Source organism: Candidatus Rhabdochlamydia sp. T3358, assembly GCF_901000775.1.
Classification (GTDB): Bacteria; Chlamydiota; Chlamydiia; order Chlamydiales; family Rhabdochlamydiaceae; genus Rhabdochlamydia.
This window is the reverse complement of sequence record NZ_CAAJGQ010000037.1, coordinates 1-22,919: the sequence shown is the minus strand read 5'-3', so window position 1 is coordinate 22,919 and position 22,919 is coordinate 1. Positions and strand designations below refer to the sequence as shown.

General features: G+C 34.5%; 21 protein-coding genes. 8 read left to right on the top strand and 13 right to left on the bottom strand.

What is annotated here, in order from left to right:
- The first annotated feature begins 23 nt into the window (after nt 1–23).
- Nucleotides 24–3,191 carry a hypothetical protein gene (locus tag RHTP_RS08605; protein ID WP_138107713.1) on the top strand — a complete coding sequence of 1,056 codons (3,168 nt, stop codon included), beginning with the start codon at nt 24–26 and terminating at the stop codon, nt 3,189–3,191.
- On the opposite strand, the gene RHTP_RS08600 is transcribed toward RHTP_RS08605, so the two are convergent.
- Nucleotides 3,188–3,802, bottom strand: a complete 615-nt coding sequence (locus RHTP_RS08600; RefSeq protein WP_138107712.1) for a MazG nucleotide pyrophosphohydrolase domain-containing protein — start codon at nt 3,800–3,802, stop codon at nt 3,188–3,190. The genes RHTP_RS08605 and RHTP_RS08600 overlap by 4 nt on opposite strands.
- A gap of 89 nt (nt 3,803–3,891) precedes the next feature.
- On the opposite strand from RHTP_RS08600, the gene RHTP_RS08595 reads away from it, so the two are divergent.
- Nucleotides 3,892–4,356: an NUDIX hydrolase gene (locus tag RHTP_RS08595; RefSeq protein WP_138107711.1), complete on the top strand. Its 465-nt coding sequence runs from the start codon at nt 3,892–3,894 to the stop codon at nt 4,354–4,356.
- A 2-nt stretch (nt 4,357–4,358) separates the two neighbouring features.
- Entirely contained in the window at nt 4,359–5,468 is a 1,110-nt protein-coding gene (locus RHTP_RS08590) for a phosphotransacetylase family protein (protein WP_138107710.1), read from the top strand.
- On the opposite strand, the gene RHTP_RS08585 is transcribed toward RHTP_RS08590, so the two are convergent.
- A complete protein-coding gene (locus RHTP_RS08585) occupies nt 5,439–6,521 on the bottom strand; it encodes a glycosyltransferase family 9 protein (RefSeq protein WP_138107709.1) in 1,083 nt (360 codons plus the stop codon). The two genes, RHTP_RS08590 and RHTP_RS08585, sit on opposite strands and share 30 nt — an antisense overlap.
- Before the next feature lie 89 nt (nt 6,522–6,610).
- On the opposite strand from RHTP_RS08585, the gene RHTP_RS08580 reads away from it, so the two are divergent.
- Nucleotides 6,611–7,876, top strand: coding sequence for an MFS transporter (locus RHTP_RS08580; protein ID WP_138107708.1), 1,266 nt, complete (start codon nt 6,611–6,613; stop codon nt 7,874–7,876).
- Here RHTP_RS08580 and RHTP_RS08575 read toward each other — a convergent pair.
- The 8 genes from RHTP_RS08575 to RHTP_RS08540 all read right to left on the bottom strand — a co-directional run bounded on the left by RHTP_RS08575 (nt 7,844) and on the right by RHTP_RS08540 (nt 15,406).
- Nucleotides 7,844–8,716, bottom strand: coding sequence for an RluA family pseudouridine synthase (locus RHTP_RS08575; RefSeq protein WP_138107707.1), 873 nt, complete (start codon nt 8,714–8,716; stop codon nt 7,844–7,846). The two genes, RHTP_RS08580 and RHTP_RS08575, sit on opposite strands and share 33 nt — an antisense overlap.
- Nucleotides 8,697–10,181, bottom strand: a complete 1,485-nt coding sequence (locus RHTP_RS08570; RefSeq protein WP_138107706.1) for a leucyl aminopeptidase — start codon at nt 10,179–10,181, stop codon at nt 8,697–8,699. The genes RHTP_RS08575 and RHTP_RS08570 overlap by 20 nt, the downstream gene beginning before the upstream one ends.
- Before the next feature lie 5 nt (nt 10,182–10,186).
- Nucleotides 10,187–10,612, bottom strand: a complete 426-nt coding sequence (gene ssb / locus RHTP_RS08565) for a single-stranded DNA-binding protein (RefSeq protein WP_138107705.1) — start codon at nt 10,610–10,612, stop codon at nt 10,187–10,189.
- A gap of 114 nt (nt 10,613–10,726) precedes the next feature.
- The gene (locus RHTP_RS08560) at nt 10,727–13,549 is read right to left on the bottom strand and encodes a hypothetical protein (RefSeq protein ID WP_138107704.1); all 2,823 of its coding nucleotides are present in this window, start codon (nt 13,547–13,549) and stop codon (nt 10,727–10,729) included.
- Between the two features lie 163 nt (nt 13,550–13,712).
- Nucleotides 13,713–13,946 carry a hypothetical protein gene (locus tag RHTP_RS08555; protein WP_138107703.1) on the bottom strand — a complete coding sequence of 78 codons (234 nt, stop codon included), beginning with the start codon at nt 13,944–13,946 and terminating at the stop codon, nt 13,713–13,715.
- Nucleotides 13,925–14,224 carry a hypothetical protein gene (locus tag RHTP_RS08550; protein ID WP_138107702.1) on the bottom strand — a complete coding sequence of 100 codons (300 nt, stop codon included), beginning with the start codon at nt 14,222–14,224 and terminating at the stop codon, nt 13,925–13,927. The genes RHTP_RS08555 and RHTP_RS08550 overlap by 22 nt, the downstream gene beginning before the upstream one ends.
- Nucleotide 14,225: 1 nt before the next feature.
- The gene (locus RHTP_RS08545; RefSeq protein ID WP_138107701.1) at nt 14,226–14,582 is read right to left on the bottom strand and encodes a DUF948 domain-containing protein; all 357 of its coding nucleotides are present in this window, start codon (nt 14,580–14,582) and stop codon (nt 14,226–14,228) included.
- Between the two features lie 221 nt (nt 14,583–14,803).
- Entirely contained in the window at nt 14,804–15,406 is a 603-nt protein-coding gene (locus RHTP_RS08540; protein ID WP_138107700.1) for a peptidylprolyl isomerase, read from the bottom strand.
- A gap of 369 nt (nt 15,407–15,775) precedes the next feature.
- On the opposite strand from RHTP_RS08540, the gene RHTP_RS08535 reads away from it, so the two are divergent.
- The gene (locus RHTP_RS08535) at nt 15,776–17,605 is read left to right on the top strand and encodes a hypothetical protein (RefSeq protein ID WP_138107699.1); all 1,830 of its coding nucleotides are present in this window, start codon (nt 15,776–15,778) and stop codon (nt 17,603–17,605) included.
- On the opposite strand, the gene RHTP_RS08530 is transcribed toward RHTP_RS08535, so the two are convergent.
- Nucleotides 17,544–18,704: a prolipoprotein diacylglyceryl transferase gene (locus tag RHTP_RS08530; RefSeq protein WP_138107698.1), complete on the bottom strand. Its 1,161-nt coding sequence runs from the start codon at nt 18,702–18,704 to the stop codon at nt 17,544–17,546. The genes RHTP_RS08535 and RHTP_RS08530 overlap by 62 nt on opposite strands.
- Before the next feature lie 11 nt (nt 18,705–18,715).
- Entirely contained in the window at nt 18,716–19,147 is a 432-nt protein-coding gene (locus tag RHTP_RS08525) for a hypothetical protein (protein ID WP_138107697.1), read from the bottom strand.
- Nucleotides 19,148–19,323: 176 nt separating this feature from the next.
- On the opposite strand from RHTP_RS08525, the gene RHTP_RS08520 reads away from it, so the two are divergent.
- The 3 genes from RHTP_RS08520 to RHTP_RS08510 all read left to right on the top strand — a co-directional run bounded on the left by RHTP_RS08520 (nt 19,324) and on the right by RHTP_RS08510 (nt 21,525).
- Nucleotides 19,324–20,394 carry a PIN/TRAM domain-containing protein gene (locus tag RHTP_RS08520; RefSeq protein ID WP_244609551.1) on the top strand — a complete coding sequence of 357 codons (1,071 nt, stop codon included), beginning with the start codon at nt 19,324–19,326 and terminating at the stop codon, nt 20,392–20,394.
- Nucleotides 20,387–20,770: a holo-ACP synthase gene (gene acpS, locus RHTP_RS08515; RefSeq protein WP_138107696.1), complete on the top strand. Its 384-nt coding sequence runs from the start codon at nt 20,387–20,389 to the stop codon at nt 20,768–20,770. Before RHTP_RS08520 ends, acpS begins: the two co-directional genes overlap by 8 nt.
- 359 nt (nt 20,771–21,129) lie before the next feature.
- Nucleotides 21,130–21,525 carry a hypothetical protein gene (locus tag RHTP_RS08510; RefSeq protein ID WP_138107695.1) on the top strand — a complete coding sequence of 132 codons (396 nt, stop codon included), beginning with the start codon at nt 21,130–21,132 and terminating at the stop codon, nt 21,523–21,525.
- Between the two features lie 77 nt (nt 21,526–21,602).
- Here RHTP_RS08510 and RHTP_RS08505 read toward each other — a convergent pair whose 3' ends face one another.
- On the bottom strand, nt 21,603–22,472 hold the full coding sequence (locus RHTP_RS08505; RefSeq protein WP_138107694.1) for a hypothetical protein: 870 nt from the start codon (nt 22,470–22,472) through the stop codon (nt 21,603–21,605).
- Between the last annotated feature and the right edge of the window lie 447 nt (nt 22,473–22,919).

Genomic DNA, 22,919 nt, shown 5'->3' with positions numbered 1-22,919 from the left:
GGATATTAAAATGAGAATTTATTATGCCTATTAAGCCATTATCTACAGATTGTCCTAATTATAGGACAATCCCTTCCCTACCTTTCATAGGAAAGATATCCTGTCCTACATTGGTATCTAGCTTTTTTTCTTCTTTTTTTAATCCTTTTAATCCTTATTCCGATGAATCTTCCACGCCCTTAATTCTTTTAAATGAAGAAAATAGAGGGATCATTAATCAAATAATAAACTTCGGCAAGACCTTAGAACAATATCATCCCGGAAAAATAAGAATATTACTTAATGAGTTTGCAAAAAAATATAAAGAAGCTAAAGAAAACTTAAATCCTTTAAAGGATACACACACAAAGACATTGGAAGAATTTAATAAAAAATATAATAACCTCCTTCGAATAGAATTACCTGTTGAACAAAAGAATAAAATAGAGACGTCTTTTAATAAATTTTCTAAAAAGTTTAAAGCACTCATAAACAGCTATGATACGAACAAGTTGAAAGAGGCTTATGATTTGCTTGATGCATTCAACGAAACTGTGATGCAATCTCATCAACTATATATCGGATTAGATAAAGTAATTAATTATATTGAAAACAAACAATTTCCCAAAGAACAGCTCAACTCTATTATTTTACTAAAAGAGCAGTTTAATTCTAATCTAGAAGATCCAGGTTTTAACCAAGTTACTAAAAAAGCAGCTAACCGTGCAGGGTTACTTGATTTAATTGCAGATGTTAATACTGTTCTTAAAACGTTTCTCCCTAAGAGTAGCTCTAAGACAATCGGTAAGAATGTCTATGTTAAAAACGAATTACTTAAAACAATACTGCAGAAAAGTGAAGAAGTTGTTTCTTTTATGCAAACACATAAGGAAAAGCATAGACAAACCGTATTCAAAAAAATAAGAACCTATCTTGAGGATGATATTTCCTCTTTTGAGGATCTACAAAAAAAGTTAGAGCACTTACCTAATGATAAAAAAGCTCAAGGCTTATTATTAGATCTCAAAAAAATGAGATTCCCCTTTAAAAATGATGCTCCAGGTTCCTCTTGTAATGCTCTAACAGAAAATTTAGGGCTTTTGCTAAAAGAACAACCTTATCTTTTTACTAAGAGAGAGGCAAAAGCTTTGGTCTGTCTTTTAGAGAACTTATCTGTTGTTTCTAATGGAAAGTATTTTAATAAAGAAAATTTACAAAAACAGTTGAATCAATGTAGAGAGATCATTAAAGAGTTAGTGCCAAAAGAAACCATTTTTTCGCAAACGAGCGCAGCTCTTTCTAAACTAGGAATTTCCCTTATAAAGAGGTGCATAACACCTGATGAACATACACGTTTAATAGCTCTCTTAACTAAATTTACCACGAACCTCAAAGTCCCTTTTCAAAATGATGAAAAAGGGAAATTTTTACAGTTAATAGCTGCACTTTCATTTGATCCTAGTCAACCTATACCCGAAGAAAGAGCATCTGCTTTACAACCTCAGAAGTATCTTACCCTGGTAAAGGAAATCGAACAACGTCCTCCTTCTAAAGAAGGGAGTAAATTAGCTATTGAACAAGAACTACAGAAACTAGCAAAGCATGCAACAACTCTTAGCTTTATGATGTTCATTGATAAAACTTTATTTAATCCCACTAGAGACTCTCTATTTTATCGCAATATCATCCAGAAGTCTGAAGAATTGAAAAGCTGTCCTAAACAACTATTCCTTGATGAACTTAAAATGCAGGGATTTTCTACATGGAAAATCGTTGCAGCAAGGGTCTGCTTTTTTGTCACTAAACACTTGAGGATAGAAGACTATCTCCATAAAACCATTTCTCGTGCAATAAGCAACTATTCTGAAATAATTTATCAAAAATTAGATCAAGAATATACTCAAGATCAATTTCATGCTTTGAGCCAGAAAATAGTAGAAAATGCAACGACCTACTTTCACTTATTGGGTTCTGCCATCTTAAATGCTAAAGCAGGTGCTCAAGGATTTCCAAAACCAGAGCAAATCACCACCCTGATTGTAAAGCAGCTTTTATCCTTAAAACCAAATGAAGATGAAGCACCTCTCAAAGATCTCAATCTTCAAGATCTGTATAGTAAATTAGTAGATGACCTTGTGGAAAAATCAGAATCATCTCTATTAAAATGGATTGCATCTTACCTAGATAAACCCGCTCTTATTTCTTCTATTATTGAAACAAGTATAGATTCTCTTCTTAAGCCCGCTAATGAAAATGCGTCTGCATTAGATCTTTTAATCCGTGATGGTCTAAGGGTATCTTATAAAATATTGCAACAATTAGAAGAAGAAAGATCTCAAAAAGCACAAGCACAACCTTCTAATGCTCTTGCACAGCAATTTGCAGAGAAGCTTATGCGCTCTTTTAATGAATACAGAGATGCTCAACAAATAGCTGCTTCTACAGAGATTGCTATTAATACGGCAAACTTCATGAATAAGCTGCAGAAACACTCTCCAAAATTAGAAGGAGTGCTTGATCAACAAATAACAAATTATAAACAGATTCATTATAATACAGCGCTATTATTAGACGCTAAAAAAACTCAAACTTCAAAAGAAGAAAAAGACAGAGAAGCTCTCTTTATTTTACCTGTTTTTCTAGACAAAATAGTAATAACACCTCTAAAAATACTCAGCAATCTTCTTCCTCAGGTGCCTTCAGAGAATATAACACAAGAAAATACTGTATCCATAACTGAAGTACTAAGCGATAAAACAAATACTTTTATAAGAAATAAAGCCAATCATGTAATTAAAGAAAAGGTTACGCTTGCACTTACAAAACTATTAACAACCCCTCCTTCTGAAGAAGCCCTGTATGATTGGATCTATCAAGGCTTAGTGTTAACCAATCAAGCATTGGAGCGTCCTAAAGAAAATAAAGAAAAACAAAATGCTGTAAAAGATGAGATTACAGAACTCTTAAGCGATATTAGTGTCTTTATTGCTAATACAGTGCCTGCAACTGTTCTTAAGGATTTCACGAAGATGGAGCGTTTATCATCAAAGCTATCAGAAAAGATCCCCTATGATGCAGCATCTCTGATTGCCCCTGTAATCCAGGGACGTTTACAGAATATTGTAGACTTAGCAACAGAAAAAGCTTTGTATCAACCAGAGCTTATGGCTCAATTAGGCAGAAGAATCATTTTACCTGTAACTGCAGCTTAAGAGTTTTCCCAGCTCTCAAATTGCAGTTGTAAATGGGCAAGTTTCCTTCTTAAAGCACCTTCTACATCAATTCCTTTACTGTCTGCTGTCATTAAAACATCGATTAAAGAGTTAGCTATTTGCTCTTCTGTATCTAACGGTAGAAGTTCTGATTTGAGTCTAGGAAAACCATTTGCCTTAAGACGGTGTAGAATCTTTTGTGCTCGAGCTAAACTAGGGAGATTTTCTGAAATACCGCTAAGCACCCCTTTAGATTCCGTTTTTTTGATCTTCTGCCAGTTTTCTGCAATCTCTTCTATACTATGCACTTTTAAGTTGTTAAAAACATGAGGATGACGACGGATCAGCTTTTCGTTTATATTTGATAAAATAGAAGTTAGACCAAATCGTTTATCCTTTTCTGCAATTTTAGCACAAAAAAGAAGAGTATAAAGCATATCTCCTAATTCTTCCCTAATCGGTTCGTCTAAATCCAGATCAATAGCTTCTATCACTTCATGCACTTCTTCAAGAAGATAGGGTTGCAAGCTCTTCAAATTTTGCCTGCAAGACCATTCACAGTTATTGATAATTTTATCTATTGTTTCTATCAAATCAGTGAATTCTTTCATAAGAGCCTTGTTAAAATGGGTTTCCTAAAGGATCCTATCATTTTTTCCATGTTTTATTTAAGCTAAATAAAAACCCTTTAAGAGGCTTTATGCAACGACAATTCACAGCAACTGTGTACATTATCAAAGAGGACAAAGTTCTTTTGCTAATGCACCCTAAATTCCACAAATGGCTTCCTCCAGGAGGACACTTAGAAGAGAATGAAACCCCTCATGAATGCGCTTTAAGAGAAGTGTTAGAGGAAACAGGCTTAAAAGTGGGTTTTTACCAAGATGAATATTTTCAAGTATCTCATAAAAATGCCTGTAGCATCCCACGTCCTTTTTTATGCTTATTGGAAGAAATTCCAGCTTGGAATCAGATCCTTGAGCACCAACATATAGATTTTATATTTGTTGGATATCCGATTGAAGAGGGTTTAGTCAAAGAATTCCCTTATCAGTGGTTTTCTAAAGGGCAAGTTTTAGAGCTAAGAGAAGAAGAAATTTTTCCTGATGCTAAGCAAATTATTTGTGAAATATTTAACTCAAATCGCTTCTCTATAAAGGTTTAAATATGCGAGGGCTTTTTATTGCTTCCACTGGTCAGCATATTGGCAAAACCACAGCCTGTTTAGGCCTTTTCTCCGGGCTGCATAAGCTTTTTTCTCCTTTAGGCTATATGAAGCCCATTGGACAACAACACATTACCACAAAGCAAGGTATACAGGTAGATAAAGACGTACTGGTTTTTAAAAAACATTTTGGATTAACCGATTCTTTAGAATCTATGAGCCCTATTTTAATTCCCGCTGGTTTTACTCGTGATTTTTTAGACAAAAAAATCCACATTGATGATTTGCGTAAAAAAATGATCACCTCTTTTAAAACAATCCAAGAAAACAAGCAATTGGTTCTTGTAGAAGGTACCGGGCATTGTGGAGTGGGTTCTATCATCCATTTAAATAACGCTCAAGTAGCCAAAGAGCTAAAACTTCCCCTCATTTTAATCTCTTCAGGAGGTTTGGGCTCTAGCTTTGATGATCTAACACTAAACATTACCCTATGTAATCAATACAAACTATCCATTCTAGGAGTGATTCTTAACCGTGTATTACCTGAAAAACAAGAAATGATTCAGCATTACATGAGAAAAGCACTTAAACGCTGGAATCTTCCTTTATTAGGATGTATTCCTTTTGATCCTTTTTTAAGTACTTTTTCGATGGGTGATTTTGAGTTGTTATTTCAAACCCCTATTATTACGGGGTCTAATTATAGGTTTCGCCATTTTGATCGTATTCGATTAGTTGCAACCTCCGTGGAAAGCTACCGCGAAATGATTTTACCCAACCAACTCATTATTACACCGTCTAATCGTGAAGATATTATTTTAGCTACGCTTAATAAGCATTTAGAATTACTAGATATCCATAAAGAAGGTCTTTGTGCAGGAATGATTTTAACAGGAGATTTCGCTCCCCGCCATTATTTAATAGAGCAATTAGCAAAAGCTGATATTCCCGTTCTTTATACGCCTTTACACAGTTACACAGCGATGCAAAAAATTTCTGCTTTCACTGCAAAAATTTCGACAGAAGATACCGATAAGATTAAAGAAGCCCTTTCTATTGCAGAGAGTCATATTGATTTTTCTTTATTGCAATCTGCTCTTAATGGTAGCTAACCATTCAAAGCAAGCATTGATTAAATGACTGGAATCAAGATTTTTTAAACAAGCCCCTGTAGCACATTTTCTTAAAAGAGGACAGCGAGACCAAAACTGCATCCCATAAGGGCAACTACCCTGCACAGAAAAATGTTGTTGCCCGATCGGGCGATAGCGATCTGCCAACGAAGGTCCAAATATGCTAAAAGAAGGAGTGTTAGTTGTTGCGCATAAATGAAGAGCCGCTGAATCTACACAAATCACTCCATCCATTTCGCTCATTAAATTCTGCCATAAAGGCAAACTCAATTCTCCTATACTCAGAGATTGAGCTTTAAACCTTTGAACCATATAATCGGCTTGTTGCTTTTCTAATTTAGTATGGTATACAAAGAAGAAACATACGGAATATTGCGTGCTAATTTGAGTGAGCAAAGAACATAATGTCTCTACTTGTATCTCTTTATTTGGCCAACGAGAATGCGCTGCTATCATTAGGCGCATTGGTGCTTTAAAAGATCTATTTGCTAATAGCGCTTCTAGTCTATTTTTTTCTAAGAATGTTAAATTCATAGAAATTGGTTGCGGAAAAAAAACCGCATCATCGTTAAAATAACGCTGAATCAATTGCAAATATTTCATTTGCGCATTGAGCGTTTTAGCAAGGGCTATTTTTTTTGTAGTGACTAAAAGGTTGATTCTTTCTTGTACGTGAGTAGAGTCAAAACCGACTTTTTCTTTAGCCCTTGCTAAGAGGGTTACACAAGCGGATTTGGTGTTTCCTTGTAAATCGAATAATAAATCGTATTTTTTAGAACGCAGGTTTTTCAGAGTGCTTAGAAAATTTCTCCAAGCACTTAAAGAAGAGCGCCAAGCTTTAGTATTGATTACGATAATATGAGAAAGCAAAGGTGAGGCTTCTAATAAAGAAGCATTTGGTTCTTCTACTACCCAATCAATCGTTGCTTCTGGAAATCGAGCACGTAAATATTGCAGCGTTGGCAATGTTTGAATAACATCTCCAATGGAAGAGGTTTTAACTAAAAGAATAGAAAAAGATGAGCTTTGCATATCAAAACAGAATATCCTTCAGTAAAATATAGCCAAAGTAAAAAAATCATGATAAAATTAAAAATTTATTTTATGTGAGTATATAAACAATGAAATATATAGGATCTTCACGACAACCAACAGCACTCTATTGCATCGCTTTAACAGAAATTTGTAGGCGCATTGCCTTTGGAGCTATTGCTTATTTATTTTTCTTGTATATTGCCGATTTTCAATATTTTACAGAACATGCTTCTGGTCAAATAGGAACTGTATTTCTATCAATTACTATTTTTCTACCCATATTAGGTGGATTTATAGTAGAGCGTATTCAGTATCGTCTATCTGTTATTTGGGGTGTTTTATTAAATGCAATAGGCTGTTTTCTGATTTTAACTAGCTCTTTACCTTTTTTATTTATTGCTCTTGTTTTGGTAGCTTTTGGAAATGCTTTATTTCAACCAGGTAGCTATGCTCTTTTAGGTACATTCTATCAACAAAAGCCTCACTTAAGAGATGCCGGCTTTTCCATTTACTATGCACTCATAAGCTTAGGGCCGCTTTTTGCGTTTTGGATTTTAAACTCTTTAGCCGACTTAAAAAACTTGCATGCAGCTTTTGCAATAGCAGGCAGCATTGGGTTAATTGGTTTAATCCCATTAGGTATAGCTTTAAAACAATATAATAGGCTTAAACTCCAGGCAGCAGAAAATGCTTTTTCTCCTCTTCACAAGCAAGAAAAAGATAGAATTTGGGTAGCGGTTATTCTGATCCTATTTTCCATTATCTTTTGGATAGCTCAAGATTTAAGCCACACGGCTCTAAATCCACTATTAGTTGAATATAGTCCTACTATAGCTAAAATTCTTCCCTTTGATATGCAGCTTTTTTCTATACAGAGCTTATACTTCATCTTAATTGCACTCGTTCTAGCAAAAATCTATCTTTTTTCTTATAAAAAACGCTCTTATAGCAATGCTATCTTAAAAATTTCTCTAGCTTTTTTTATCTTGAGCATTTGCTTTGCCATGCTTACTTTAGATAGTTTTGAGTTGAATTTCGGTGCATTTGTAACAAGTTCGGTATTTACCGTATATTTTTTCGTTGTCCTAGCAGAATTGCTCTTAGCTCCTATTGGCCTTTCTTTAATCACGCGCCTATCCCCACGCCGTTATACAGCTGTTTTAATCGGTATTTGGATCACCTGCTTTAATGCTGCTTTTTATTTAAAAAATTTAGCTTTTTTATTTATTCCAAGTTTCATTTCCCCACATATGCTTTTTGAAACAGTAGCGATACTATTAATTATCATAGGTCTGCTCATATTTGCTCTTTCCAAAAAATTAAACCGCATGTGTCATTTTGAGCTCTTTTAAGCACTCCTTGAAATCCTCTGGAACTTTTGCTTTGACTGTTATTATCTGAGCAGAAACGGGATGCGGAAAACGCAAGATATACGCATGTAATAAATGACGTATAGGAGAAACCTTACAAAAAAAATGCTTAGCATAAAGAGCATCCCCTAAAATGGGATGCCCTATATAACTTAAATGCACACGAAGCTGATGAGTTCTACCAGTCATTGGTTGACATAGAAGAAGAGAAGCGCTTTTACTGCGTTTTAAACAACGCCATAGAGTAACTGCTCTTTTTGCATCAGATGTAGCAGCTACCCCATATAGACTCTGGCCTTGATAACTCTTTAATTTCGCAATAGGCCTATCTATTTTCCCTTCCTCTTGCAAAACCTGCCTATCTACTAATGCTAGATAAAATTTCTCCACAGAGTGCTCTTTAAATAGAGTAATCAATTTTTGTAAAATAGCTGTATTTTTCACAAAAATTAAAGCACCTGAGGTTTCTTTATCCAAACGATGACCCAGTAACCATCTATCTTTTAATAAAGGCTGTAAAACCTTCATATCACTTGTTAACATTGCAGATTTGTTGCAGATAAGCAGATATTCATCTTGGTATAAAATCTCTAAGTGTTTTGGATGAAGAGTTTGGGTTTGATATAGGATCACCACATCCCCTATCTTTAGAGGATGGGTAGAAAAGCGCTCAATGATTCCGTTTACAGTGCACAATTTTGTATCAATTGCCAACTTTAGAGACTTAACCGAGATGTCTTTGCATTGCAGTCTTAAAAATGCAAGCAAAGACATCCCTTCATGCTCTTTTTTCAATTGAGCTTTACACAGAATCTTTTTCATCAAAATGCTCAAGGAAATCTATCGTAACTCTCACTCCAGCTCCTGTAGCTAAAGTAGGGTGATAGGATTTAGACTTTGATAAGTAAGCCACTCCTGCGATATCAAGGTGCGCCCAAGCTGCTTTCTTAATGAACTGCTGTAAAAAAGCTGCTGCGGTACAAGAAGACGCCGGACGGCCGCCTATATTTTTCAAATCAGCAATCTCTGATTTTAACATATCGGTATACTCTGGGTATAAGGGCAGTCTCCAAAGCCTTTCATCTGTTCTAAGCGCTGCTTTTTGCAAACCTCTTACAAGAGAATCGTTGTTAGAAAAAAGACCTGCGGCTTCTTCTCCAAGCGCAATCACAATGGCACCTGTTAAGGTAGCAAAGTCAATTACAACAGATGGAGCATATGTATCTTCAACATAAGAGAGAGCATCTGCTAAAACAAGCCTTCCTTCCGCATCTGTATTACCAATCTCCACCGTTTTCCCTATGCGACTGGTATATACATCCCCTGGCTTATAGCTACCAGGACCTATTGCATTTTCTGCAAGAGCTAGCACACCAATGACGTTTCTTTTCACTTCTAAACTGCAAAGGCTCTGTATGACACCCAAAACACAAGCGCTACCGGCCATATCGCTTTTCATTGTCTCTATGTGACCTGTGGGTTTTAAATTAAGACCACCTGTATCAAAAGTAATTCCTTTTCCTACAAGAGCTATTTTTTCTTTAGAAGAAGGATCTCCCATATATTCTAAAACAACTAAAGCAGGAGGATCAATACTCCCTTTCCCTACAGCTAACAATAAGTTCATCTGCTCTTTTTCTAATTGCTTTTCACGTAAAACCACTACTTTAAGCTTTTTGCAGTCTTTACTTAAATCCTTTGCTGCTTGGATTAAACCTTCCACATTAGAATCATCTGCATTTCTATTCACTAAATCACGTGCAAGATATACACCCTGCATAATCTGTTCCACCTTCTTTACTAAAGAAACATGAGATGGGTCTATACCACAAATGCATGTACTCTCTAAAGGCTCATTAAGGGGGGTGCTTTTAAAGCAATCAAAGGCGTAATTAGCTAATATTAATCCTTCTAAACTAGGCCGGATGATAGAAAAGGCCTCTTTGTTTTCAAAAGAGGGCAAAAGCACATTACAGCTCTTGATCTTTTTAGCTCTCAGCTGTTTGATTGCGCTTGCATAAGCTTGCCGCAATGTTTCTGTCTGACAAGCCGCTTTTTCTCCTAGCCCTAACAAAAGAACTCTCTTTTCTGTTCCTTTTTCACGATACAATAAAAGAGTTTCCCCTTTTTTACCGGAAAAGTCATCAAGAGGGATCTTTATAAGGGCATCAAACTCTTTTAGTTCAAGAGCTATCAGAGCTTGTGTCTTTGTTTTCCAGACAGGACATATCACAACATCGGCATGTTTTCGTTTTTTTGGATCGGCAATATGGGTAATTTTAATCATAGTAATTAAAAAGGAATCTCCTCTTCTGCATCAAATGGTTCGTTGCTTAAAAGTGGCTTTACACTCTCTTCTTTTGGCTGAGCATCGCTTGTCTGACGCCCATCTGCCCCTACTTGATCTGTGCGACCAAAAGGACTAAACATGATATTATGAGCTGTAATTCCTGCTGAAATTTGAGACTTTCCTTCTCGATTTGTAAAGATTTCTAAGTCCATTTCTCCTTGAACTATAATGGGGCTGCCCTTCTTAAAATAGCCCATCATTTTGTCAAATTGTTCCCCCCAAATAGTAACTCTCCACCAAATTGTCTCATCTTTTCCACCTTTACGCGCACGTGCAGCTACACGCAAAGTGGTGACTTTTCGATTTGACGGGGTAAACTTAACTTCTGGATCAGAACCTAAATGTCCAGCGACTGTAGCTTGATTCATAAAAAATATCCTCGTATTTTTAATAAGTGATGCTACAAAGAGTATTTCTTGTAGCTGCCAAAATAAGCAAGCAGTTTTCTTCTAGATCAAAAAAGTTTCAGAAAGTTTAAGGGCTTAAGAAAAATTGTTTAACTTCTCAATCTCAGTGATTACGGGTTTTAAAAGCTTAATAAATAATTTAAACGCAATATCTAGCCTCTTAAATACTTTTGCTGCTTTTAGCTCTAAATCTTGATAAGAAATTTTTTGCCCTTTACTCATTAGAGTAAAGTTTCTTGCAGAAAGTGGATTTAACCTATAAGCCAAGTCCCAAATGTGTTTATAGTCTTTTTTTAAAACAGCATTAGAATTTTTATTCAAGTAGTGATGTGTGATGCTTATATTAAGACCTGTGAGACTAGCTTTATCCTGCTCTGTAATTAAACCTTTTTCATAGAAGTTTCCTGCCAATTGAAGAAGTGCTAACAAATTATGAGAATAGTCATTCTCCCCTGTTTGTATCAGAATAACTATCCTAAACAAATGTTTAAATAATTTATCCATGTTTGCCATTGTTTCTACTTGGATAAATTCTTGTAGAGAATGAGATTTTTGAGGAATTCTTAAGGAAATTTCCATTAATTCTAGATATCCTTTTATGGTATTAATAGGCGATAATAACTCTTTAAAATTTTGGATGTTCTCTAATTCACTCACTGATTTAAGAAGATCTAATGCTTGACTGTATTTTTCTGAAATAGATGTTTTATTTCTGCTAAAAGCCTTATTAAAATTCCCAACTTCAATTTCTTTCCAGATTATTTGTCCTTGAACTTTCTCTACTTTTCTTAAAAATTCATTAGGATCTTCTGCAGGGAAAGAAGAGTATTCTGTAATAAACTCTATAGTTTGCTTATACATTCTAAAACACAATTGAACCGCTTCTTTTAATATGGCTATATCTAACTTTTCTTTCTCTCTATAGAATTGAAATAGTTTTTGTAAAAAGATAAAAGGTTTTGGATGAGAACTCTCTTCTGGATGAAAAAATTGATAATCCTCTGGGTAGCAAAACCAAAGATGTATTCCTATATCCTTTAGAAATTCTCTTTGTTCTTCAAGTCTATTCATATGAGATTTTTCTGCTAAATCGATTAAATCATGGGTATTTGTAACTTCCTTATTTTTGACTAAAATCTTTAGAGAAAGCATCTGTTCTATGGCAAAATGACAATGAATTAAGCAACTGCGAAATCCTAAAAGCACTCGATCTAATCTTTGATCCTTTATTGCTTGTATAATGAGCTCAAAAGCTGCTGTTGCAATGACTAACTGAGTATGTATTTCTTTTGTCTTCTCTTTTCGTATAATGTTTAGCTCATCTGAAACAGGGGCCTGTATTTTTGCAAGATGTGTTTTTAATTGCTTTAACATTCCATCAACGCTTTTGCTTAGAAATCCGTTTACTAGGCCACCGTCTTTTAAAAATGCATCAAGTTCAGTAAAAGATAGCTTAGCCAAGGTTAATGTATGGGAAGCCGCTATATCTGATTCGCTACCTGAAGAACTTGACTCTTCCCTTATTTCACTATCGCTATCAGATTCTTTTATGGGAGCAGTACATACTTTTTTTTGAGAAGAAATGTATTCGTATTCTGCTTGTATGAGCTCTTTCTGATTTTTTTCTATAAGCGCAATTTGATCTTCTGTAATCTCTTGCCTGGATTTTTTCACTTGGAAAGAATCGTGTAATTCCTTCATTAAATATTCAATATGAGAAATATCATCTCGAAATGCTATAGGCTTTACAAGATCGATTTGTAAGGATTTTTCTGTTTTTTTCCAGTTTTCTAGATATTTTTTAATTTGTTCTTCTGATATAAGCTTGCTTGTTTTGTCTCTCTTTATTTTTTCTTCAGAAACCCTCTCTATCCCTTCTACATTTGAACTTCCATAAATAGGAATACCTTCTTGGATTTGCTTTAGGAGGTATTCTAATTCACTTATCTTTTGCTTTGCTTTTTTTAAGGGTTCAATTTTTTCATCAAAAAATTCTATAAATGGTTTGAGCTTTTTTTGATATAAAGGAAATATACTTTTAGCTCTCCAGATAAGAATCTTAGAGGAAGTTTCTCTAGGAGTATATAAAAGCTGATATTCCCACGAGTCTTCTTTAAAGCCTACAATACCAAATCCATAAGAAAGCGCCACTTCTCCTAAAAAAACATTAAGAGCATTAATCCATAACACATATTGATTCAGATATTTTCTAGATGTTCTTGTAGAGGCTGGGATGTTCGGATTCTCTAGTGCAGGAACAGATTCTAATTTAATGGTTTGCAGGGCCTTATGGTTTTTATACATAAAATTCTGCTTTGTCTGAAATACTATTAGCTCTCCTCTATGTGAACTACTTAAGCCAGGCAAGGATAATAATGCCTTCCATGCTTGATCTATAGATTGATCAAAATTTCGCCAAATTTTCAATAATAATAAGATAGAGTCACAAGGCAGATCGTAAATTTCATTTTGTACCCAAGTCAAAAACTCTGCTGTATAACGCTGAATATATATTTGATTAAGGTCAGTTTCTGGTTTTTCTATTAAGCGAGTATATATCTGTTGAGCATCCTCTTTAGAGGAAGCTGGAGCTGCCTGAATAGCAGCACGAAAAATATCTTCAAGAGAAGATTGGGGAACATCTTTAGAAATGGCAAAAATCATCCGCCATTGTAGTTCAGTAGACCGATTGTTTTGTAGAAAAGCTTCCTGCTGCTCTTTATCTTTGATAAATTCCTCAAAAATATGGGTTGTGTTTCCTAGTGATTTATCCATAAAAGGTTTTACCAAGGACTCCAATGAATTAGGTAAATCTTTGATGGTAAATGGATTTACTTCGCAGAAGTTTTTTAAAAACAAAAGAGCTTTTTGATTATTTACAGAACTTGAAACAGACATCGTTTAATATTTAAAATATTTGTTAAATTAAAACTCATATATAATTATGAATATAATACAAATATACAATATTAAAATAAATATAATATTTTTATTGAAAATAAGAATAAATAATAGATTTTCTATAGAAATAGAAAATTAATTGTTTTAAAGAAGATCTCTTTTAACTTTTAAGCTGTTTTTTAATCCGTTTAGCTATCTTCTTAACTCGAGGTTTTCTAGCTTCTTTAAATACCTTATTTAATACGTCTTTTTGAAGTCTTTTTCCTCCATTAGTGCCTAAGTATAGAGTGGTAAGAGCTCCTACAGCCATACCTAAGAAGGTCCCCAAAAATAGATTTTTACCTGAATGATCTGATTGAAACATAGTTACCTTCATTTTGTCAGTTTTTTCCATAGCTGCATTCCTGCAGCCGCTAATTCTAAGATATCAGCTAGCTTATCCTCATTTTTGGCAATCTTCTTATCTAGCTCTTTGAGTAAACTCTCCGGGTCCTCAATTTTGTCTTTAACAACCTCTCCCGCATTAGCAAGAGCTTTTCCTATGAAGTGCAGGGTAGATTTACTACCTTTACCAGAAGAACTTTTTAAAAGGATAATGGCACTAGCTCCAATAGCACCTCCAACAAGGGCTCCTATAAGGATATTTTTTGTGTCTTTATGTAAATTTGACATATTACTCGTCCTTTATTTTTTTCAGTAAAATCACTGCATCTGCCACATAATTAATCACTTCCGTCAGTTTTTCATAGGTATTTGTCTTGTGGGATTTTCCATGAGAGAGCTTAAGCAGTGGAGCGAATAGAAAATTTAATGACTCTGATTTCTCTTTTATATCTACGGTTAAATCATTTACATTTTTAAGCAACGTAACGCTCTCAGAGGAGATCTCCTTTAATTCCCCTTCAACTTTAGTTAGGGTATGCTTGGTTTTTTTTAAAGTTGCACAAGAACAGCGCAGCGCCATCACTAAAAAAATGACTAAAACTACAAAAGCTATGGTACTTACTGCTATGCAAACTTCAACAATCATGGGGGATCCTCTATTAAAAAAAATAGACTATAATAGTTTCTTATTCTTAATTTATATTGTGCAACTATTTATAATAATATGTAAATAAAAAGTATATTATATATTATAAAACTTTAACTATTAATTATATAAAATTTACGCGTAATATTATCTGAATATTTATAGGAAATATCTTGAAAGTCTATAAGGCTGGAGAACTCCAGCCTTATTTGATGGGGGAACTAAGGTTTTATAGAGGCTTTGATGATTTTAATTTCTTCCAAAGGCCTATCAGCTGCACCCGTTTTGCTTTCTTCAATTTTTTTCACTATTTTATAGTCGCTTATCACTTCACCAAAAATAGTATGTTTATTGTTCAGCCAAGAAGCATCGTCTGTTGTTGTAATAAAGAACTGGCTGCCATTTGTGTTAGGCCCTGCATTTGCCATTGCAAGCAGACCTTTCTTATTGAATGTTTTTTCTGATGTTACTTCATCTTCAAAACTTTTGCCCCAAATAGATTCTCCTCCAGTACCATTTCCTTTAGGATCTCCGCCTTGAATCATAAATTTTTTAATGACACGATGAAAAATAGTTCCATCGTACTTTTTGTTTTTTACGAGACCTAAAAAGTTCTCGCAAGCTTTAGGAGCAATATCAGGGAAGAGCTGCAGCTCGATTATACCCAGATTTGTTTCAAAAACAACAATGGGTGATTTAAGGCTTGTTTGTTCCACTTCTAAAGATTGTTTGGGTTCCACTTTTTGTACCTCTAAAGATTGTATAGGGTTTAAGAAAACAAGATTGACTAATAAAATGATCAAATACTTAAAAAAGCTAGACATCCTGGCCCTCCTTTTTTAGGTCGGTAGTTTATCATAAATTTCTACAAAAGCAACTCAAATACCTCTTTATTTTTAAGCTCAACAGGAAAAAAAGGAAATTTATTATAACCCATTTTTATTTACAAATTGCTTTGCAAAATAGAAAATAAACTATTGTCTTTGTACTTTTAATGAAATTTAAATAAAAACATAAAATTAGTTAAAATATAGGTGAGAGTAAACTCTCATCAAGATTTTTTGTTTAAATTTATTAAAAGTCATTCATTTTTTGCTATTTATTTTAAAATTTTATTAGACAAAAAAAAATCAACTCAGCTAGATAAGAAAATACACATTATAAAAAAACAGTTTACTTATTGTAAGAAACTCATGACTAAACTAACAAAATCTAATGACAATTTATTTGGTTCTTTAAATCGATCCACAAAAAGAAATACAAATAAAGAATCTTCCTGTCCTTACTTGATTCCGATTGATGAAGTGCCTGAACTATATCATCCTTATTCTGAAGTAAATTTATTTTTATCTCGAAGAATGAAGCAAGAGATGCAAAATGCTCCGACTAAAGATTGGTCCATGCAATTAGAGCAGTATCTTTTAGAAAAAATGACTCCTGAATTTCAAAAGAAGTTTCCTCAATTTCGAATCAGTGTTTCCGCTATAAAAAAAACATGGGAAAAACTTGTTTTATACACAAAACAAATTCAAAAACAACCTGAAGCTATCACTGATGAAGGCAAAGTAAATATCCCCTTTTTAATTAAGCAAAATCTTAAAAATCATCTTCACTTAAAAAGACCTAATTTTTCTGCTCCTTATTATCCCGCTTATCAGATGGCAAGCCGAATTAGTGAATGTGTTGCAGCCATTGATGGAGAAGAGCCTCAGCTGGAAGAACTGACAAAAATGATCTGGACTACTCAATGCCAACTAGATCCTCACTTAAATTATCATATAAGTCCTTACCATGAATACAATCAAGCAGACGAACTGATCGTAAAAACAATTTTAGAAGAAACAGCAAAACATCCTAGTATAACGCATCGTCAGCTAGAATATAACGTGCTAATGAGCCTTCGTACACTTTATACTTTTTCTTTATCTATTTCTGAAGAAATCATACATGATTATACTTCTTTACTGCTTGCAGATAAGTTATATCCTACTATTTCTTTTGAAACATTCTCCTCAAAAAAACAAAAAGTATATTTGGAAAAATTCATACATAGACATAGCCTATATAAAAAATCAAATAGCGCTTTATGTGATCAACTTAAACGGATTATAGCCCTTTATGCTTTGGCTACTCAAATGCCAAAAACCTTAAGCCAACTTGAATTAAAAGAAGCTGTTTTAGCCGTATATCCTGTAAATAAGGAGGAAAAACCCAACTTACCACAGGTAGTGTATACTTTTATCATGACAGAACTTGCATTGATGCAAAATGACCGACTTTGCCATTCTGTAGAGCATGTACTATTTACAATCTGGAATGCCTACCAAGAAGCTATTCTTTTACCTAACTTAGTAGAGAAAAAAGAACTTTTAGAAATTCTTATTTGGAAAAATCTTACCCTTGATGAAGAGTTGTTACAAAAAATCCCCTCTTGTATTGTAGAAAAAATAGAAGAGGAAATTGCTAATGCATTTATTGATAATCCTAAACAAAATTTCTATCATCTACTACAAGCAACCAACCAATTTTTTAAAAAGGTAAAAGAACTAATAAAAAATAAAAAATGGATGGAGATTGAAAAAAAAATCTATCCCTGGGTAATCCAAGGAGATATGCTTTGTCAACGCATTGAAATCGGTATAGATCCTTTTTTATTACAGTTTATTTACCAAAAATGGACTAAAACAACTTTTGAGACCCACGAACAATTCGTAAACCAAGTTTATGAAGAATACTTACAAAAACATCCTAAATTAGCTGTCTATGCAGATCAGCTTTCCAGGCGCATATGGACCTTATATAAATATGCTTGGTATAATCTATTTTCTTATTCAACAGAGTCTTGTATAGAAAGGTTTATTAAATGGCATATCATTCATATAAAGCCTGTTTCCTCTCAAGAATTGCATAGTCAAATAAGTCAGTTAAGCCAAGATATTCTTCCTTTGGTTCCTATCGATGCTAAGCTCTGTGAAAAACTTTTTTATAAGATCGATAAAGAAGCCAACTCCCAAACAAAATAAAGGGAATACTTAAAATTTGTCCCATTTTAAGGGGCATGAGATAAGCGCTTTGTTCTTCTTTAAAAAATTCTAAGATAAATCGAACACTAAACACAGAAATAAAAAACCAACCGGTTATTTTTCCTCTATGTGTTAGAGACGGCTCTTTTTTCCATAAAAAAAATAAATAAATAGTGAGAATTACATAACTGAATGCTTCATATAATTGCACGGGGTGGCGAGCCACAATGGCTGCGGATCCTACCGGATGTAAAAAAACCACTCCCCAAGGAAGATCTGTTGGAACACCTAAAATCTCCTGATTGATAAAATTTCCTAAACGAATAAAAGATCCAACTAAAGGAGTAGGAATAACAACTAAATCAACTATATGTAAAGTGATGAGTTTATACTTATGGCAAAATAGCCCTAGAGCAGCTAGAATCCCCAAAGCAGCACCGTGGCTAGCAAGGCCTGCTTCCCAAAAAGCAAAAATTGCTTGAGGGTTTTGATAAATAACCGTCCAGTTTTGATAAAAAATGAAATCACCAAGCTTAGCCCCAATGAGCATTCCTACAATCAAATAAGTGGTTAACCTTTCTATGATAACGGTATTGCGCTTTCTGAAAGGTAAAACCCAAGGTTGTAGATAAGTATCCACTTTAAAAAAAGATCGTACTCTCTCTAATTGAAAAGCACTCATATATTTTTTTGCAAAACATATAAGAAATGGTTCTGTATTAGGAGAATGAGGAAAATCGATGGGATGGGTAACTGTATGATTTATTGCTTGAATTACCTCGTTCTTAATTTCTTCAGGGACGTTTTCCTGCTTTTGTTGACAAAACCGCTTTACTTTTTGAGGGAATGTTTCAAAAAGCATTTGTAGATAGGAAGATTTATGTTTTTTTTGTAAGAATAAAGACCAGCAAATAATATCTTGTTTAGAAAATTTCACAGAAAATAAAAGATAGCGCAGCCAACAATAACGAAAAATAAAATACCCTATGATAAACCCTAATGCAAATAAAACACCATACCACATCAAAGGCCGGTGGATGAGAGGAAGTAAAAAATGAAATACTGCCGGATTAGGGTCCCAATATAAAAATCCAAACATAAAGAGTTAAGTTATCTTTGTTTTTTTAATACATAGGCTGATTGAAAATAAACCTTAGAGGCGTTTATTAAAGCAAATCCCACTGCCACATCGATTACACCTCGAATATAAGAGGCTACTTCTAACCATTTTAAGCCTATTCCCAACAACATCATACCAACGATTAAACCTAAATAGATAGGAGGATATACCTGCAAAATAGAAATCGGTTCTGAAATTAACAATACTTTTTTTACTGCTTTTTGTGCAGTTTTAGAAAGAATAAAACGCCCTTTGATAAACCCTAAAACCAAACCTAAACAAACCAATACCATGGCGTATTCTTGACTTTGTAAAGAAGGTTGTAAAATAAGCAAATAAAGTCCCATTGACAGCAAAAAAAACCCTATAATCAGCCATATTACCCCACTTACCACAATCCACCCAAATCGACCTAAGCGCATATTCATGCTCCTGTTAGTTTGTCTAATGAGTCTAACAGAATAATCTGTTAAACTAATAGTCTAAATTCAAAGCTAAGCTTATCGACAAAAAAGGTATTGCTATCTAGAATGGGCATAAACATTTTAGTAAAAACAAAAATTTTATTCGACGTTTTACGTCATCTTAGGAGAACCTCATGAATCTCTCTGTTGCTTTTATGCGCATCCTCTTTGTAATCCTAAGCGTATTTTTCATGACAACCTTTATGATCTCCAACACATCTGGAAGCCTACAGACTAATATCCTTATCGGTGTATTAATAGGTTTTGTCTTTGGGTTATTTCTTATTAGCTTTGATCTTTTATTTAAGAGATTTAATTTACGCTCTTTCAATATCGCAGTTATTGGGATTTTTCTTGGTTATTTAATGGGACAAGCCCTGGTACTGGTATTCGACGCTATTCTAGATATCAGCCGTGCATCGATTTCCTTGCAACCACAAACTTTAGAAATGTTAAAAATTGCCTTGTTCTTGTTTGGTACCTATTTAGGTACAATTATGACATTAAGAGCAGCAGATGAACTATACGTAAGCATCCCTTTTATCAAGTTTGCTCCTACAGTAGAAAAGAAAAAAGATTTAATCATTGATAGCTCTGTTCTATCAGATGCTCGAATTATCGATCTTGCCACTACTGGTTTGTTAGATAACCAAATCATTATCCCACGCTTTATTATTAAAGAGCTATACACTCAAGCCGAAATTGGCGATGAATTTTCTAAGCTTAAAGCTAAAAAATGTTTAGAAGTACTTAAAAAAATTGAGCTGATTGCTGAATTAGGCCTGCGCTTCAATGATACGGATTTTCCAGATGTTAAAGATGTGCAAGGTAAACTGCTACGTTTAGCTCGCCTCTTAGATGCAAACTTACTTACAGCAGATATTAGCCGCGTACAAATTGCTGAAATTGAAGATATCCGTGTTATTAACATTCACACCCTTTCCAACTCCTTGAAACCTTTAATGCAAGCGGGAGAATTCATAAAAATTAAAGTACAACGCTACGGCAAGGAGCCCAGACAAGGGGTTGGTTATCTAGATGATGGAACAATGGTCGTTATAAACGGCGGTGGCAATTATATAGGCGATATAGTTGATGCAAAAGTTCTCTCTGTCAAACATACTAGTTCAGGACGCATGGTATTCTGTAATGCAATGGACGGTGAATCCGATCAAGAATATGAGCCTGAAGAAAGTCATGAATAGCCCTATTTTAGGACTTGGAACAGATATTATTGAAATTGAAAGAATTAGACAGAGCATTGACAATCATGGATATCGTCTTATCTCTCGGATATTCACACCCAAAGAACAAGATTATTGCTTAAAACATAAAGACCCTATTCCGCATTTTGCAGCGCGCTTTTCTGCAAAAGAGGCCGTTGTAAAAGCACTAGGGACAGGCTTTACCGAACATATCACTTGGCAAGACATAGAAATTATCAATGATTCTTCTGGAAAGCCCATTGTCCATTTCAGTGCAAAACTCCAAAAGAAAACCATGGGAACATGTATGCTTCTTTCTATGAGTCACTGTAAATTATATGCAACTGCTACGGCCCTATGGAGTTACGGCTCTTAAATCCCGGAGTAACTTTTGGGGAGCAGGTCAGCATGCATATCTCTTTATTTATGCATTTTTTGCCCTTGCTAAGATAGCATATTTATTATTTTATTTTACCTACAGTGTTTTATTTTTTTGACATTATTTCTTTATAAAAAATATACTACCCATTGTTTAAGGTTTTTTTATTTTGTATTTAGAAAGAAATAACCTATAGCTAACTAGCGGTTAGATGCCCAGAGTTTTAAAGAAGTAGAACGTATCTGCTTCTGCAAGATCATCATCAAGATGGTCTTGTTTTACAAAAAATTGAAAAACTCTGACTAGTATTTAATGAACTAGAAAAAGTGTGTGCTTAATCACACAAGAGGTTATTTATGACATGGCCAACAGATTTAGCTCGCCAATCAACAAATCCTTTCTCTGCAGAGAATATGATTAGTAGAAATCTAATGGACCAGGCTTTAAAAGCTGAAAGAGACAGAATTGACGAAAATATACATGAAAAGCTTTCAAGAGAAATGGATCGTGACGGCTCAAGCGGGAGAATTGCTGATAAACCTTCTCTAGCTTATATGGAATTGTCTAAGCAGTTGAACCAAAAATATCACAAGTCTAAACCTAAATCAGCAACGACTTCAGACTCATCAGCATCTTCAAGCCTTGAAACGTCCACAAGCTCGAATAGTTCGAATTCCAGCTTTAAAGAAAGAATAATTAGCAATAATACCACTACCAAGACAAACACGAATAAGTCTTGTTCCATCCAATAAACGCTTAACTTTGTATCAAAAGTAAGCCCTCTGTTAGCTTCCTAACAAGCAAGAAGCTAACGGAGGCTCTAAAAGATTTATCCTCTAAGACTTGATGAATTCCTTTGAAAGGGATCAAACTTTGCTATATCATCCATTTTTTTCTTGATGTCGTCAGCAGTATTTCCTTGTTGGTTTTGGTTATCTTGTTCTACTTGTTGTTGAACGTTTTCTTTCTGACTTTTAGATTTTTCTACCTCTCCTAAACCCTGAGACATGTAATACACAGCCTGTCCCGGCATAGCTAAGCCTTGCATTTTTCCTGCTTCAGCCTGAGCCACATTCTTGCTTACTTCATACTCCTTTTCAACTCGGCGTAAAAGATTATTAGCTTCTCTGTGGGTTATTTTATCTTGAGCCTCTGCTTGTTCTACCAATTGCTCCTCTGTTAGTTCTTCTTCTGGCTCTTCTGGTTCAGCTCGTTTAGCAGACAACGTTTCTTCTGCATCTAAGAAAGCCTCTTCTTCTATCTCATCTAAGACAGGCTCGGGGATTTCATCAAGAGCTTCTACTTCAACTGTCAGATCAGAGCCTTTTGTCATTGCTCTCTCATCGATCTTCATTATATCACTACTACGCTTTTCTGCAGCTTGAGCAATATCGGTTGCTTGTTTACACCCAGCTATACCCCCGGCCAATCCTGTTCCAGCCATAATTGCACCTCCTCCCAGCTGGAAAAGACCTGCTACTGCGGTTTCATCTGCACTAGCAAATCCTGCTTTTATGGCAGCAATGCTTGATTCGTTTCTTGCTTTATTAATTGACACAAAAGCATCTGTAAGCATGTTGCATAACATGAAGAGGGCAGCTTGCAGTAGAGATTGTGTATTGGTAGAAGAATCACCAGAGATCTTATTTATAATAACTTCAGAGTGATTCTGGCCGTTGGGGCTTTGTATGTTATCCATGATGTCCTCCTTAATGCGTAATTAATTCGTTTGATCATAATCCCTTTTTTTAGGTAATACTCATCGTTTTTACGTAGTCACTTAGAATAGACAATAGGGGAATTAGGAGTTTAGCAATTAGAGGATCAATCTTTTTGGAGGAAAGAAGGTCTCTAAATTTTTGTTTTGCTAGACTTAGAACGCTTTCTAGTTTTTCTTTTCTTTCTTTAGTAATGCTGTTTTGTTCTCTGGCTATATCAAAATCCTTAAGAACCCCAATGTTGAGTTTAATTAACTAAGAATAGGAAAGATAAGACAAAAAAACAGTGTAAAAAGACCTCTTAATGTTGTACAAGTTTCGTTTCTGAAAAAACAACAACAAAAGAGGTCAAAAATGGAAACGCTTATTGAATTATACTGCTCTGTGGATGATTTTTGGAAGGATTTCAACAAGCAATGGGAGCAACA

What these genes read in the sequence shown, in the direction of transcription:
- RHTP_RS08505 (WP_138107694.1), bottom strand. Translation starts at nt 22,472, where the DNA reads ATGGATAACATACAAAGCCCCAACGGCCAGAATCACTCTGAAGTTATT.
- RHTP_RS08560 (WP_138107704.1), bottom strand. Translation starts at nt 13,549, where the DNA reads ATGTCTGTTTCAAGTTCTGTAAATAATCAAAAAGCTCTTTTGTTTTTA.
- RHTP_RS08595 (WP_138107711.1), top strand. Translation starts at nt 3,892, where the DNA reads ATGCAACGACAATTCACAGCAACTGTGTACATTATCAAAGAGGACAAA.
- RHTP_RS08530 (WP_138107698.1), bottom strand. Translation starts at nt 18,704, where the DNA reads ATGTTTGGATTTTTATATTGGGACCCTAATCCGGCAGTATTTCATTTT.
- RHTP_RS08570 (WP_138107706.1), bottom strand. Translation starts at nt 10,181, where the DNA reads ATGATTAAAATTACCCATATTGCCGATCCAAAAAAACGAAAACATGCC.
- RHTP_RS08590 (WP_138107710.1), top strand. Translation starts at nt 4,359, where the DNA reads ATGCGAGGGCTTTTTATTGCTTCCACTGGTCAGCATATTGGCAAAACC.
- RHTP_RS08600 (WP_138107712.1), bottom strand. Translation starts at nt 3,802, where the DNA reads ATGAAAGAATTCACTGATTTGATAGAAACAATAGATAAAATTATCAAT.
- RHTP_RS08555 (WP_138107703.1), bottom strand. Translation starts at nt 13,946, where the DNA reads ATGGAAAAAACTGACAAAATGAAGGTAACTATGTTTCAATCAGATCAT.
- RHTP_RS08525 (WP_138107697.1), bottom strand. Translation starts at nt 19,147, where the DNA reads ATGCGCTTAGGTCGATTTGGGTGGATTGTGGTAAGTGGGGTAATATGG.
- RHTP_RS08580 (WP_138107708.1), top strand. Translation starts at nt 6,611, where the DNA reads ATGAAATATATAGGATCTTCACGACAACCAACAGCACTCTATTGCATC.
- RHTP_RS08605 (WP_138107713.1), top strand. Translation starts at nt 24, where the DNA reads ATGCCTATTAAGCCATTATCTACAGATTGTCCTAATTATAGGACAATC.
- RHTP_RS08540 (WP_138107700.1), bottom strand. Translation starts at nt 15,406, where the DNA reads ATGTCTAGCTTTTTTAAGTATTTGATCATTTTATTAGTCAATCTTGTT.
- RHTP_RS08535 (WP_138107699.1), top strand. Translation starts at nt 15,776, where the DNA reads ATGACTAAACTAACAAAATCTAATGACAATTTATTTGGTTCTTTAAAT.
- RHTP_RS08510 (WP_138107695.1), top strand. Translation starts at nt 21,130, where the DNA reads ATGACATGGCCAACAGATTTAGCTCGCCAATCAACAAATCCTTTCTCT.
- RHTP_RS08545 (WP_138107701.1), bottom strand. Translation starts at nt 14,582, where the DNA reads ATGATTGTTGAAGTTTGCATAGCAGTAAGTACCATAGCTTTTGTAGTT.
- RHTP_RS08575 (WP_138107707.1), bottom strand. Translation starts at nt 8,716, where the DNA reads ATGAAAAAGATTCTGTGTAAAGCTCAATTGAAAAAAGAGCATGAAGGG.
- ssb (WP_138107705.1), bottom strand. Translation starts at nt 10,612, where the DNA reads ATGAATCAAGCTACAGTCGCTGGACATTTAGGTTCTGATCCAGAAGTT.
- acpS (WP_138107696.1), top strand. Translation starts at nt 20,387, where the DNA reads ATGAATAGCCCTATTTTAGGACTTGGAACAGATATTATTGAAATTGAA.
- RHTP_RS08585 (WP_138107709.1), bottom strand. Translation starts at nt 6,521, where the DNA reads ATGCAAAGCTCATCTTTTTCTATTCTTTTAGTTAAAACCTCTTCCATT.
- RHTP_RS08520 (WP_244609551.1), top strand. Translation starts at nt 19,324, where the DNA reads ATGAATCTCTCTGTTGCTTTTATGCGCATCCTCTTTGTAATCCTAAGC.
- RHTP_RS08550 (WP_138107702.1), bottom strand. Translation starts at nt 14,224, where the DNA reads ATGTCAAATTTACATAAAGACACAAAAAATATCCTTATAGGAGCCCTT.